The sequence below is a fragment of the Aeromonas sp. s9 genome (genome assembly GCF_040907765.1).
GTDB classification, from domain to species: Bacteria; Pseudomonadota; Gammaproteobacteria; order Enterobacterales; family Aeromonadaceae; genus Aeromonas; species Aeromonas caviae.
The window spans coordinates 1-12846 of the sequence record NZ_JBFOCK010000015.1; the positions used below are offsets into that span (position 1 = coordinate 1).

A 12846-nucleotide genomic window follows, 5' to 3' on the forward strand; every position below is an offset into this window, starting at 1 on the left:
CTAAATAACCGTTCCGAAATGTAGATCACTTATCCGGGAAAGAAGGGAACTCGGCGTCGTTTGTGCGATCTGATTAATCGCCAAACCAATCAAACGACAAACGAGCCGAGCCCGAAATGATACTAACACTCCCCGACCATGATGAGCGACGCCGGATCATCAACAAGATGCACCGGACCAAAGATAAAGATCTCTGCCGGAGGCTCAACGCCATCTTGCTCCTTGCTGACGGGCACAGTGTCTCGGCTGTTTCTCGGCTCACAGCCGCCGCCCGGTCATCGATCAATCGCTGGGTGAACTGGTACACCTTGTACGGTCTGGAGGGGCTTGAAAGCGAGCCTCGGGGGCGCAAGCCGGTGCTGCCATTTGCTCACATCTCGGGTCTATTACAGCTGTTGATCCAGTTGTCTCCACAGGAGCTCGGATATCAGCGCTCGCGTTGGAGTACCGAACTGATGGCGCTTGAACTCAAACGGAGTTGGCGCCTGACATTGCATGCTTCAACAATACGGCGATGGCTGCCCAGGCTAGGGATTGTCTGGCGCCGGGCCGCGCCCACTTTGCACATCCGCGATCCCCATAAAGAGCGGAAAATGGCCGCTATCAATGAGGCCTTGGGACGCTGCAGTGCGGACCATCCCGTGTTCTATGAAGATGAGGTGGATATCCACCTAAATCCCAAGCTGGGGGCGGACTGGATGATGCGAGGGAAGCAGAAGAAAGTGGCAACTCCGGGCCAGAATCGCAAACATTACCTCGCTGGCGCCCTGCATGCCGGAACAGGTAACGTGACCTATGTGGCGAGCGATAGCAAAGACACGGACTTGTTCTTGTCACTGCTCCAAACACTAAAGCGGACTTATCGGCGCGCCAAGAGCATCACGCTGATCCTGGATAACTACATCATCCACAAGAGCAAAAAAGCACAGCGATGGCTGGCAAAAAATCCGAAGTTCATCGTGCTTTTTCAGCCGGTGTATTCGCCATGGGTGAACCAGATTGAGCGGCTGTGGCATGCCCTCCATGAAACGATCACCCGGAACCACCAATGCCGCACATTGGGTGAGTTATTACGTCGCGTGTTCTACTTCCTGGATCATGCCGCCCCGTTCCCCGGTAATGGACATGGGCTTATGCAACTGGAGCGAAATTAGGATCAGCTATTTAGGTCACGCCAGTGTTGGTAGGGGGCCTGGGCAGGCACCACCAGGGCGGCGCCGATGGCGAGGTTGTCTCCCCCGGCCGGACTCTTGAGGGTGGCGAGCCAGGCCAGCGGATACTGGCGCGCCAGGCTCACCGACTGGCCCGGGTTGGTGATGACGAAATCGAGGTGCTCGCGGGCGACGGCCTCGGCCAGTTCATCGAGCCCCAGCGGATGCAGCACGAAGCGATGGCCGGGCACGCGCAGTGCCAGCCAGCGCAACAGCGGTTGCCACTGGGCTCTGGCCAGGGCCGGGCCGCGGGTCGCCAGCACGCCGATGCGTATCGGCTCGGCCATGGCCTGCACCGGGGTGGCCTGGGATGGTGCGGATTCCTGTCGGACTGACGCTGGCGAAGAGGGGGTTGGGGCGGCCTGCACCCGCAGCGGCAGGGCTGACAGGGCGAGCCAGAGCAGCAGGCTGAGCAGGGGCAAGGGGACTGGGGCGTGCAGGGGGCTCTCCTCTCGGTGCAAAGGGGGCAGTCTATCACTGGGGCGCGCGCTTGCACGCGAACGGGGGCCGGGAGGGGGAGCAAACGCCGCCCCTGTCACAGTTCAGCAGGGCTGGGGCATTTTTTATTGCGCTGGATCAACCCGGCTCCCGGTATGTGGAAAACCACAATAGAGGCGACTTCCTGCGTTGAGGACAATCGGCCCAACCCCTTTCAAGCAGCTCAGCAGAAGGAAAGACGCCATGGAGCCCAGCAAGCGTCGATTGTTATCCGGGATCGCCGCCCTCACCGCAGGGGCGGCCCTGATCCCCGTCACCCAGGTTCAGGCGCAGTCCGTTCCCGCTCCCCGCAACGGGCGGGCGGCCATCAGCCGGGGGGACGGGCGCAAGCGTTACGGCATGCTGATCGACCTGCGCCGCTGCGTCGGCTGTCAGGCCTGCACCGTGGCCTGCACCATCGAAAACCAGCCTCCCCTCGGCCAGTTTCGCACCACGGTAAGCCAGTACGAGGTGAGCGACGTGGCCGCCCTCGAGGCTCCCGCCTCCCTCTTGATGCTGCCAAGGCTCTGCAACCACTGCGCCGAACCCGCCTGCCTCGATGTCTGCCCCACCGGCGCCACCTTCCAGCGCGACGACGGCATAGTCGTGGTCAACAACGACTGGTGCGTCGGCTGTGGCTACTGCGTGCAGGCCTGCCCCTATGACGCCCGCTTCATCAACCACGAGACCAACACCGCCGACAAGTGCACCTTCTGCGCCCATCGGCTGGAGGCGGGGCTCTTGCCCGCCTGCGTCGAGAGCTGTGTCGGCGAGGCGCGCATCATAGGGGATTTGAACGACCCCAAGAGCCTGATAAGCCGCTTGCTGCGCGAACACGAGCCGGCGCTCAAGGTGCTCAAGCCGGAGGCCAATACCCAGCCGCGGGTCTTTTATCTCGGCATGGACGAGGCCTTCGTCAGCAAGGTCGACGGCAACCCGGCCCTGCGCACCCTGCTCACCGACGATGGCAAGGAGATAGCCCATGGTCATTAACGAACTGCTGGCCCCGGCTCAGCCCATCACCTGGCTGCCCTGGGCGGTGCAATATTTCTTTCTCATCGGCCTCGCCTACGGGGCCCTCTGGCTCGGCGCGTCTGAGCTGTGGCGCAAAGCGCCGGACCCGCGGCTGCAGACCCTGGCGGCGGTGCTGATGGTGGCGGCCGGCCTGGTGGCCCCCATTGCCCTGACCGCGGATCTGCACCAGCCGGCCCGGGCCTGGCACTTCTACGCCCAGACGCGCTTTGGCTCCGTCATGTGGTATGGCGCCTATCTGCTGCCGCTGTTCAGCCTGCTCTCCATGCTGCTCGGCTGGCTGCTGCTAAGGCCTGCCCTGGCCCGGCGCGGTGCAGAAGGGGACAACATAGCCCGCCTTGCCCGGCTGCTCTGCCTGGGAAGCTGGTCGGGGAAATCCTGGCAGCGGCCTCTCTCCCTGCTGGCGGCCGTGAGCGGGCTCAGCATCGCCCTCTACACCGGGCTCGAGACCATGGCGGTGGCGGCGCGCCCGCTCTGGCATACCCCCTGGTTGCCCTGGCTGCTGACCCTGAGCGCCGTGCTGGGGGCTGGCGCTGCTGGGGCTGCACCTGGTGTGGGGCCTGCGCTGGCTGGTGCTGATCCAGGGGCAGCTCGCACCCAAGTACGGGGCCGGCGTCTACCTCTATGAAATCGCCTGGGGCCCGGCCGGTGTGCTCGGCATTCTCGGCACCTTCGGTCTGCTGCTGGCCCTGCTGGTGGCCCTCTCGGAGCTGGTGCGCCCCTCTGTTTCCCCCGCCATCAAGGCATCCACTCCTTTTGCACGCGAGGCACTCTGATGGATCACAGCAAACGCAAGTTTCTCAAGGGCGCCGCCATCGCCGGCGGCACCGGATTGTTCGTCGCCGGTTACAGCGACACCCTCAAGCAGGTGGCGAGCGGCCTTGCCACCGGCAGCTCGGGCCAGCCGACCCGGGATCCCATCCATGGCAACTCGCTGGCCGTGGAGTACCGGGTTGACGAGCGGGGGGAGTTGCACCCCAACCCGGCCCAGCGGGTTGCCAACACCATGTGCCTCGGCTGCTGGACCCTGTGTGGAGTGCGGGCTCGCATCGACAACGAGCGCGACCAGATAGTGCGGATCCTGGGCAACCCCTATCACCCTCTCTCCGCCCGCCATCACATCGACTTCAAGACCCCGGTCAAGCAGGCGCTGCTCGCTACCAGTGGCTACCAGGAAGGGGGGCTGGACGGGCGCTCCACCGCCTGCGCCCGGGGCAACGCCATGCTCGAGCAGCTCGACAGCCCGCAGCGGGTCACCCGTTGTCTCAAGCGGGTGGGGCCCCGTGGCAGCGGTCGCTGGCAGAGCATCCCCTTCGAGCAGCTGGTGGCCGAGGTGGTGGAGGGGGGTGATCTGTTCGGCGAGGGCCAGGTTGAGGGGCTGCGGGCCATTCGCAACCTCGTCGAGCCGCTCGACCCGGCCAACCCGGAGTACGGCCCCAGGGCCAACCAGCTACTGGTGAGCAACGCCTCGGACGAGGGGCGGGATCACTTCATCAAGCGCTTCACCTTCAACAGCTTCGGCACCCGCAACTTTGCCAATCACGGCGCTTATTGCGGCCTGTCGTTCCGGGTCGGGGCCGGCGCCCTGCTGGACGATCTGGAGAAGAACGCCCACCTCAAGCCGGACTGGGACGAGAGCGACTTCCTGCTGTTTATGGGCACCTCGCCCCAGCAATCGGGCAACCCCTTCAAGCGCCAGTCCCGCCAGCTGGCGGCGAACCGGGCGCGACCGGGCAAGCCGTTCTCCTACGTGGTGGTGGCCCCCAGCCTGCCCAACACGGTGAACATGCCCTCCGCCCCCGCTAACCGCTGGCTGCCCATCCGCCCTGCCACCGACTCGGCGCTGGCCATGGCCATGCTGCGCTGGATCATCGACAACCAACGCTACGCCGAGCCTTTCCTGACGGCCCCCCATGCTGCCGCTGCCGAGCGGGCCGGCTATCGCGGTTTTTGCAACGCCAGCCATCTGGTGCTCTGCGACGAGGGGCATCCGCGCTTCGGCCAGATGCTGCGGGCCAGCGATCTTGGCTTGCCCTTTGAGGGGGAAGTCTATGGAGAGGGAGATGCCATGCTGGTAGAGGAGGTGGGCAGCGGCGAGCCGAGACCCGCCGGCCAGTGTGAGCGGGCCAACCTCTGGGTGGCTCGCACCATTCAGGGCCCCAAGGGGGAACTGATGGTGAAGAGCAGCTTCCAGCTGCTGGCCGAGGCGTGCCGCGAGCACTCCCTCGCGCAATACAGCGCCGAGTGCGCCGTGCCGGTGAGCGATATCGAGGCACTGGCGCGGGAGTTCACCAGCCACGGCACCCGGGCGGCAGTGGTCTCCCACGGCGGCACCATGAGCGCCAACGGCTTTTACTCGGCCTGGGCCATCATGATGCTCAACGTCATGATCGGCAACCTCAATGCCCGGGGCGGCGCCGTGGCGAGCGGCGGCAAGTTCGATCCCTTCGGGGCGGGGCCGCGCTACGATCTGGCGAGCTTCCCCGGCATGGTCAAACCCGCCGGGGTCTTCCTGTCGCGATCCAAGTTCCCCTACGAGAAAACTTCCGAATATCGGCGCAAGCGCGAGGCGGGTCAGAATCCCTATCCGGCGCAAGAGCCCTGGTTCCCCATCTCCGGCCCCCTGCTTGGCGAACACCTGACCGCGGCGGTGAACGGTTACCCCTACCGACTCAAGGCCTGGATCAACCACATGGGCAACCCCCTCTACGGTCAGGCCGGGCTCAGCAAGGCCATCGGCGAAGAGCTCAAGGACCCTGCCGTGCTGCCCCTTGTGGTCAGCATCGACAGCTTCATCAACGAGTCGTCGGCGCTGTCGGACTACATAGTGCCTGATACCCTGACCTATGAGTCCTGGGGCTGGGCCACCGCCTGGCACGGGGTGATGACCAAGGTCTCCACCGGCCGCTGGCCCATCGTGGAGCCCCGTGTCGCCAAGACCGCCGAGGGAGATCCGGTCTGCATGGAGTCCTTCTTTATCGCGGTGGCCAAACGGCTGGGGCTGCCGGGTTTTGGCGAGGGGGCGCTCAAAGGGGCGGACGGCAAGTTGCATGCCCTGCATAAGGCGGCGGACTTCTCCCTCTACGGGGCGGCCAACGTCGCCTATCTCGGCGAGCCGGTGCCTCCTATCGGGCCTGAGGATCTCGCCTGGTCCGGGGTGGAGCGGATCCTGCCGGTGCTGAACGCCACCCTGAGGCGGAGGAGGCGGGCCGCGCCGCCTATCTCTTCGCCCGTGGCGGGCGCTTCGAGCCGGCGGCCAAGGGGCGCGACGAAGCGGGTCAGCCAAGCAAGCGCTGGCCCAAGCCGCTGATGGTGTGGAACCCCGAGGTGGGCAGCCGCCGCCACAGCCAGAGCGGGCAGTTCCTGAGCGGTACCCCGCGCTTTTTCCGTCCCCAGCTGGCGGACGGCACGCCGCTCAATGAGGCGTTCAAGCCGGCCCAGTGGCCGCTGCTGCTCACCAGCTACAAGTCCCACACCATGAGCTCCATGAGCATCGGCTCGGATCGCCTGCGCCAGGTGAACCCCAGCAACCGGGTGCGGCTCAATGTGCAGACGGCGGCGCAGCTGGGCATCGAGAGCGGGGACAGGGTGCGGGTCAGCACCCCGGATGGGAGCGTGATCGGGGTGGCCGAGTGCGTGGCCGGGGTGCAGGCCGATGCCATCGCCATCGAACACGGCTTCGGCCACAAGGAGCTGGGGGCGCGGGAACACTGGATAGACGGCCAGAAAGTGGTCGCCAATCCGCTGCGCGGAGCCGGGGTCAATCTGAATGACTTGGCGGTGCTGGATCCCAGCCGCCATGGCCGCTATCCCCTGGTGGACTGGGCCATCGGCTCGTCGGCCCGCCAGGGGCTGCCGGCCCGGGTGGAGAAGCTGGTATGACAAACCAATGAAAACGGGGCCTGCGGGCCCCGTTGCTTATCTGCTCTGCGTCACTGTCACAGTGTGACGTCGACCCACACCAGGCGGTGATCCGAGCTGACTCCCTTGGCGATGCCGAACTTGGCGTCATACACCAGGTGGTAGCCCGGCTCGAAGCTGGCTGGCCAGAACACGCCGGAGGCGACCGCGTTCAGGTTGGCGGAGGGCAGCACGTGGTCGAGCTGCAGGCCGCTGCTGCTGGTGATGCGCTCCGGGGTGGGGCGGTTATTGTTGCGCTTGCACTGATCCGGCTGGCTGGCGAGGCACTCGGGGCCGCCCTGGCTGACCGGGATCAGGGCGCCGTTGGTGACGGCCTGGTTGACCAGCACATGGTTGTGCAGCGCCTGAATGGCGGTGAGATCCCCATCGCCAATCTGGGGATCGGCGTTGAGATCGCCGGCGATGACGAACTTGGCGCCCTCGGGCAGGCCACCGACCTTGCCGGCGTCATCCACCATGTAGCTGGCGGTCTCCACGTAATCCTGCCAGAAGGCGACTTCGGCCCGGTTGTGCTTGACGTTGTGGCGCGCCGCGTTGCCGAAGATGGGCGGAGTCGGGTGGGAGATAAGGAAGTGGATCACCTCCTCCTTGTTGCCACGCTTGATGCGCACCGGCACGTCGGCGTGGTTCTTGGACGAGAGCGGGAAGGACTGCCAGGCGGCGTCGTCATACCAGGCATCGCCGCACTGGCGGCCGGCCGGGATCGGCGCCTTGGCATTGTTGCAGTCGTCGATGACCGGGTTCGTTTCGCCCGGCATCTCCTTCCACTTGAATGTCTGGAAGGTGCGGATCTGCTTGGTATCGATGGGGTACTGGGACATCACGGCGAAGGCGTACTGGCCGTGGTAGTTGCCAAAGCCCCAGGCGTCGTCCGGCCCGTTGTTGACCTTGCCGTCCAGGTTGAGGTCATGGCCGCTCATCAGGCCGGTGTTGGTGGCAAAGTTCTGCAGCACCGGGTAGCTGATGGCCTTCACTTCGTCGTGCTGGGCGTGGGCCAGGTAGTTGTCGTTGAGGGCGTTGAGGTCCGTGGTGTCGCTGCCCTTGCCGTCATTGTCGAATTCGCTCAGCAGCAACACGTCCGGCCGGGTACGCTGGATGATTTCGGCAATGTTGCGGATCTGCTGCACGTCGAGGGCCTTGGTCTTCTGGGCGCCGCTCAAGGTGCCGTCGGCGAGGCGGGCCAGCAGGGCATCCTGCTCGGTGCGGGTCAGGGCGAGCTCTTCCCCCAGCATGCCGGGTGCAGTGCGATCGAAGGCGAGATTGAAGGTGGCAAAGCGAACCATGGCGGGCCTCGGCGTCAGTGTGGCCGGGACAGCCTGCCATCTTTGGCAGGAAAATGGCAGCACCCTGCCGGATTTTATGGGAAAGGTGACCGGGTTTCCCCATGACGCGCAAGCGCTCCGCTCAGGCCCAGCGGGAGAGAGGGGAGGGAATGGCGTAGGCGTAGCCCTGCTGGTAGTCGCAGCCCAGCCGGTTCGCCACCTCGATATGGACCTGGGTCTCCACCCCCTCGCACACCACGGCCATGCCGAGTCGTTGCAGGTATTTCACCAGCCCCGTCAGCATGTTGAGGGCGTGGCTACTGCGCGTAGCCTGAAGCAGCAGGGAGCGATCCAGCTTCACGATCTCGTAGGGGAGCATCATCAGGCGCTGGAAATTGCACGCCAGGGAGCCGAAGTCGCCACAGGCGATGTGGGCGCCATGGGCCCGCAACACCTCGATCATCTCCCTGTGCTGGTGTTTGATCCTGACGTGCTCCAGCACCTCGAACCAGATGTCGATCCCCAGCTTGCGGGCCTGGAGCAGCACCAGCAACAGCAGATTGCGGTAGGTGGGGCTGGAGAGCGCCGGATTGAGGTTGATGGAGAGTGCATAGGGGCCTTTTTGGGCGAGCACGGGCAGATCGCGCATGATGGCCCTGAGCATGACGATATCGAGGTGCAGGGCATCATCCTCGCCGAGGGCGGCAAAATCGATGCTCTGATAATCCTGGTTGCCGGCATCCCAACGCCTGGCCAGCACCTCATACCCCTTGACCTGACGATCCTGGCCGATGATGGGCTGATAAAAGGGGACGACGATATCCGCCATGCTGACCATGGCACTCACGGGATACTCTTCTTTGAACGCAAACATGGCCTTCACCTGACGGGAACATGGTTACGCATCATACAGGGAGGGTCTAAACGGAGGTTGTAGGAATAGTCTGATAATGGGCCCTGTTTGGGTGTGGGCAGGATGAGAGGGGGTCAGGGAAGAGCATGGCCCTGTGCAGGTTCGGCGCCAACCAGGGGAGCTACGTGCATGGCCTGGGCAAGCCAGGACCAGTCGAGCATGGGGGAGCCCGCCTTGAAGCGCTGATAGGCGCATCCCTGACGGATGGTCAGGAAGAGGGTGCTCGGCAGGCCGAGGCGGTTGAGGTAGCGCACCATCACGTCTCCCTGGTAATCCTGCAGCCGCAGTTGCAGCTCGGGCAGTGTCAGCCCGTGCTCGCGACCCGTTTCATCCCAGATTTCAAACATCTGTGTGCACTCCTTGCGACATGAGGCTCCACTGTTTCTAAAAAGTGCGGGGAGGGCAATTGTCAGATCTGACAGCGCCATGTGGATTCTATCCAGAAAAGCGAAAACCCGGCGCGAGGCCGGGTTGTCTGAAGGATGGTGGAGGGAGAAGGATTCGAACCTTCGAAGGCAGAGCCGTCAGATTTACAGTCTGATCCCTTTGGCCGCTCGGGAACCCCTCCACAGGGGCATTGCATATTGTGTTCAGGAAGATGGTGGAGGGAGAAGGATTCGAACCTTCGAAGGCAGAGCCGTCAGATTTACAGTCTGATCCCTTTGGCCGCTCGGGAACCCCTCCACGGGGTATTTTCCTGATTTTTACTTACTTGACGCACTTGAATGGTGGAGGGAGAAGGATTCGAACCTTCGAAGGCAGAGCCGTCAGATTTACAGTCTGATCCCTTTGGCCGCTCGGGAACCCCTCCCCAAGTGCGAGGCCGCATAGTACCAGATCCGGCAAGGTTGTGAACCCCTTGGCCGCATTCTGACGACAAAAAAGTGTCAAGTGGTCATTTTTTGATATGTTTCGCTCAAAATTCACACTTTTCAATGACTTTTATGTCGCTGCCGAAACGGCGAGGGGGCGTAGGGGGCTGGCAGCCAGGAGCCCCGGGGCTCCTGGCGGATCATGGGGAGCGGGCGCTCGCTCAGGCGTCGGCGGGGCGGGCCTGCTGGCAACCCTGCACCGCATGGGCGATGAGTTCGAGGGCGCTCTGCTCGCAGGGGGGCAGCACCTCGTCGCAATTCGCGATCGGGGTGACGCGATCTCCCCATTTGATGAGGGCGGCGCCCCAGGTCAGCCCGGCCCCGAAGGCGGCGGTCAGCAGGTAGCTGTTCGGCTTGACCCGACCCTGCTCCAGCGCCTCGCACAGGGCGATGGGCACGGTGGCGGCGGAGGTGTTGCCGTACTGCTCTATGTTGACCATCACCTTCTCCATGGGGGCGTTCATCCGCTTGGCCAGGGTCTCGATGATGCGCACGTTCGCCTGGTGCGGCACGATGAGGTCGACCTGCTCGGGGGCAATGCCCGCCTGGGCCAGTACGGTGCCGGTGGCTTCGCCCATGCCGCGCACGGCGCGCTTGAAGATCTCCTGCCCCTCGAAGTTGAAGGTGAAGAGGCCGTCAATGTCGTCGAAACGCACCCGATCCGTACCGAAGTTCGGCACGTGCAGTATCTCCCGCGCTTCGCTGTCACAACCGAGCTTGCTGGCAATCAGGCCGCTCTCCTGCTCGCTCGCCTCGATGATGACGGCGCCGGCGCCATCTCCGAACAGCACGGCGGTGTCGCGCTTGGCCCAGTCCAGCAACTGGGTCAATCGCTCGGCACCGATCACCAGCACCCTTTGCATCATGCCGGTCTGCACCAGGGAGGTGGCGACCGAGAGGGCATAGACGAAGCCGGTGCAGGCGGCGTTGAGGTCGAACACCGCTGCCTTGTGGGCGCCGAGGGCCTGCTGCACGGCGGAGGCACCATTGGGGACCAGCGTGCCCGGTGTGGCGGTCGCGAGGATGATGCCATCGAGGGCGGCGGCGTCCAGACCTGCGCACGCCAGGGCGCGACGGGCGGCCAGGGTGGCGAGCGCCTGGGTGCTGACATGGGAGACCCGGCGGGCCTTGATGCCGGTGCGCGGGTAGATCCACTCGTCCGAGGTATCCATGATGGTGCCGAGGTCATCGTTGGTCAGCGAGGCGGGGGGCAGGCATTTTCCCCACCCGGTGATAGTGGCGTATGTCATCTTGTCGTCGCTTGTCGTGATGGCCGCCCTGGGGCGGAAAGTGGCGAAATTATGCCGCACGGGGCGTTCACTGTCATCCTGCGGTCCCCCCAGTGTAAGGGGAGTGGCGGGAGCAAGACCGTGATTTTGCTTAAATTTCCGCTTCTCCTTGCCGTAAGATGAAGGCCCGATCCCGGCGGCCCCTTCCCGAGGTGACTCCTGTGCACAAAGCGAATCTCAATCTCTTGCCCACCCTCAAGGTGCTGCTGGAGACCCGCAACATCAGCCGGGCGGCGGAGCTGCTTAACCTGAGCCAGCCCTCCATCAGCAAGCAGCTCGGCCAGCTTCGCAGCGAGTTTGGCGACGAGCTGCTGGTGCGGGAAGGGCAGCGCTGGCTGCTGACCCCGCGGGCTGAGGCCCTGGCGGCCCAGCTTGCCGATTCCCTCGGGGCCCTGGAGCGGCTCTACGAGGCGCCGGAATTTGCCCCCGAGCGCTGCGAGCGGGTGTTTCGGCTCGCCTCCTCCGACTACGTGGCCCAGCACATCCTGCCGGATATCTGTGCGGCCCTGGCGAGGGCCGCCCCCCGAGCGGCGCTGGAGTACAGCCTGTGGGACAAGCGCCAGTTGCCCCAGCTCTGGCAATCGGAGCTGGACATGGTCTCCACCATCACGGAGCTGGTGCCGGACCATATCCGCGGCCTGCATCAGGGGGAGGACAGGCTGGTGGTGCTGATGGGGCGCCATCACCCGCTTTCTGGCATGGCGCTCAGCCTGGAGGATTACCTTGCATGGCCCCACCTGCAGGTGAGCGGGGGCGGGGACAAGGACAGCCCGGTGGAGCAGGTGCTGGCCCCCCGCGGGCTCTCCCGCCGCTGGTTTGCCCGGGTGCCCTTCTTCCAGGCCGCGGTGGAGGTGCTGCTGCGCACAGACTGTCTGATGACCACCCCGGCCCATATCGCCTGGCAGCTCTCCCGGGAACATGCCCTGAGTTTTTGCGATCTCCCCTTCGCCACCCGGGTCCAGCAGTATCATCTGCTGTGGCACCAGCGCCACCACCTGGATCCGGCTCACCGCTGGTTCCGCGAGCTGGCCTATCCCTTCCTGCGGGATCACCTGCAATTCACCCTGGGGGAGAGTCGCAAGCAGTTGGCCCGAGGGCCGCAGGTGAGCCGCTGATGGCAGCGGGTTGTGCCACTCTATAGCCACTGGCTATGGACTCTATTCATAACTTTCACTTCTGGCATAGCGAGCCACCCCCTACCCTGATCCCGGGTGACAACAATCGACACGAAGGAAGAGAAGGTATGGAGCTGACGAGTTGGCTGGCGCTGGCCGCCATTTGCGTGATGGGGGCCATCAGCCCGGGGCCGAGCCTGGCACTGATCATCCGCAATACGGTGCAGGGAGGGCAGGGCCACGGGGTCGCCACGGCGCTGGGACACGGCCTGGGAGTCGGCATCTATGCGCTGATCACGGCCCTCGGCCTCGCCATCCTGATCACCCAGACCCCGCTGCTGTTCGATCTCATCCGCTACGGCGGCGCGGCGTTCCTCGCCTGGCTCGGGATCAAGGCGTTGCTGGCCAGGCCCGCAGGGGGTGAGGCGGGCAAGGAGGAGGGGCACCCGCCACGGGGACGTCAGGGGGCGTTCGAGGGCTTTATGGTGGCCTTCTTGAACCCCCAGCTCGCCATCTTCTTTATCGCCCTGTTCAGCCAGTTCGTGCATGCCGACACCGGCTGGCGTGAGGGGGGCATCATGATGCTGACCGCAGGCGGCATCGATGCGCTCTGGTATGTGCTGGTGGCCCTGGTACTCTCTCGCGGGCCCGTACTCGCCTGGCTCAAGGCCAAATCCACCGTGATCGACAAGGTGAGCGGCCTGGTGCTGCTGGGGCTGGCCCTCAAGGTCGTGATCTAGCTCCGCGTCGGGTG

Annotated in this window: 10 protein-coding genes, 3 tRNA genes and 2 pseudogenes; 7 read left to right on the top strand and 8 right to left on the bottom strand. The window is 64.6% G+C overall.

Annotation, left to right across the window (positions count from 1 at the left end; genetic code table 11):
- Nucleotides 1–116: 116 nt before the first annotated feature.
- The gene (locus tag AB5Y54_RS02080; RefSeq protein WP_041206064.1) at nucleotides 117–1154 is read left to right on the top strand and encodes an IS630-like element ISAeme16 family transposase; all 1038 of its coding nucleotides are present in this window, start codon (nucleotides 117–119) and stop codon (nucleotides 1152–1154) included.
- Between the two features lie 2 nt (nucleotides 1155–1156).
- Here AB5Y54_RS02080 and AB5Y54_RS02085 read toward each other — a convergent pair whose 3' ends face one another.
- Nucleotides 1157–1672, bottom strand: coding sequence for a PhnD/SsuA/transferrin family substrate-binding protein (locus AB5Y54_RS02085; protein ID WP_368153166.1), 516 nt, complete (start codon nucleotides 1670–1672; stop codon nucleotides 1157–1159).
- 220 nt (nucleotides 1673–1892) lie between these two features.
- On the opposite strand from AB5Y54_RS02085, the gene dsrO reads away from it, so the two are divergent.
- From dsrO to AB5Y54_RS02105, 4 genes and pseudogenes are all read left to right on the top strand, one after another.
- Nucleotides 1893–2681, top strand: coding sequence for a sulfate reduction electron transfer complex DsrMKJOP subunit DsrO (dsrO, locus tag AB5Y54_RS02090; protein WP_201984494.1), 789 nt, complete (start codon nucleotides 1893–1895; stop codon nucleotides 2679–2681).
- Nucleotides 2671–3496 (top strand): annotated as a pseudogene (nrfD, locus tag AB5Y54_RS02095) (NrfD/PsrC family molybdoenzyme membrane anchor subunit). The gene dsrO and the pseudogene nrfD overlap by 11 nt, the downstream one beginning before the upstream one ends.
- On the top strand, nucleotides 3496–6030 hold the full coding sequence (locus tag AB5Y54_RS02100; RefSeq protein WP_368153167.1) for a molybdopterin-dependent oxidoreductase: 2535 nt from the start codon (nucleotides 3496–3498) through the stop codon (nucleotides 6028–6030). The pseudogene nrfD and the gene AB5Y54_RS02100 overlap by 1 nt, the downstream one beginning before the upstream one ends.
- Complete coding sequence (locus AB5Y54_RS02105) at nucleotides 6030–6602, top strand: molybdopterin dinucleotide binding domain-containing protein (protein WP_368153168.1); 573 nt, start codon at nucleotides 6030–6032, stop codon at nucleotides 6600–6602. The genes AB5Y54_RS02100 and AB5Y54_RS02105 overlap by 1 nt, the downstream gene beginning before the upstream one ends.
- Before the next feature lie 56 nt (nucleotides 6603–6658).
- Here AB5Y54_RS02105 and AB5Y54_RS02110 read toward each other — a convergent pair.
- From AB5Y54_RS02110 to AB5Y54_RS02140, 7 genes and pseudogenes are all read right to left on the bottom strand, one after another.
- A pseudogene (locus tag AB5Y54_RS02110) lies at nucleotides 6659–8027 on the bottom strand (endonuclease/exonuclease/phosphatase family protein).
- 18 nt (nucleotides 8028–8045) lie between these two features.
- Nucleotides 8046–8777, bottom strand: coding sequence for an EAL domain-containing protein (locus AB5Y54_RS02115; protein WP_223942878.1), 732 nt, complete (start codon nucleotides 8775–8777; stop codon nucleotides 8046–8048).
- Nucleotides 8778–8890: 113 nt separating this feature from the next.
- Nucleotides 8891–9163, bottom strand: coding sequence for a hypothetical protein (locus AB5Y54_RS02120; protein ID WP_213320572.1), 273 nt, complete (start codon nucleotides 9161–9163; stop codon nucleotides 8891–8893).
- A gap of 136 nt (nucleotides 9164–9299) precedes the next feature.
- Nucleotides 9300–9384: transfer RNA gene (locus AB5Y54_RS02125), tRNA-Tyr, on the bottom strand.
- A gap of 31 nt (nucleotides 9385–9415) precedes the next feature.
- Nucleotides 9416–9500, bottom strand: a tRNA-Tyr gene (locus tag AB5Y54_RS02130).
- Between the two features lie 42 nt (nucleotides 9501–9542).
- Nucleotides 9543–9627, bottom strand: a tRNA-Tyr gene (locus AB5Y54_RS02135).
- 222 nt (nucleotides 9628–9849) lie between these two features.
- Complete coding sequence (locus AB5Y54_RS02140; RefSeq protein ID WP_201984486.1) at nucleotides 9850–10938, bottom strand: ketoacyl-ACP synthase III; 1089 nt, start codon at nucleotides 10936–10938, stop codon at nucleotides 9850–9852.
- A 200-nt stretch (nucleotides 10939–11138) separates the two neighbouring features.
- On the opposite strand from AB5Y54_RS02140, the gene AB5Y54_RS02145 reads away from it, so the two are divergent.
- Entirely contained in the window at nucleotides 11139–12092 is a 954-nt protein-coding gene (locus tag AB5Y54_RS02145) for a LysR family transcriptional regulator (RefSeq protein ID WP_201984484.1), read from the top strand.
- 128 nt (nucleotides 12093–12220) lie between these two features.
- Nucleotides 12221–12832: a LysE family translocator gene (locus tag AB5Y54_RS02150; RefSeq protein WP_039041052.1), complete on the top strand. Its 612-nt coding sequence runs from the start codon at nucleotides 12221–12223 to the stop codon at nucleotides 12830–12832.
- The last annotated feature ends 14 nt before the right edge of the window (nucleotides 12833–12846 follow it).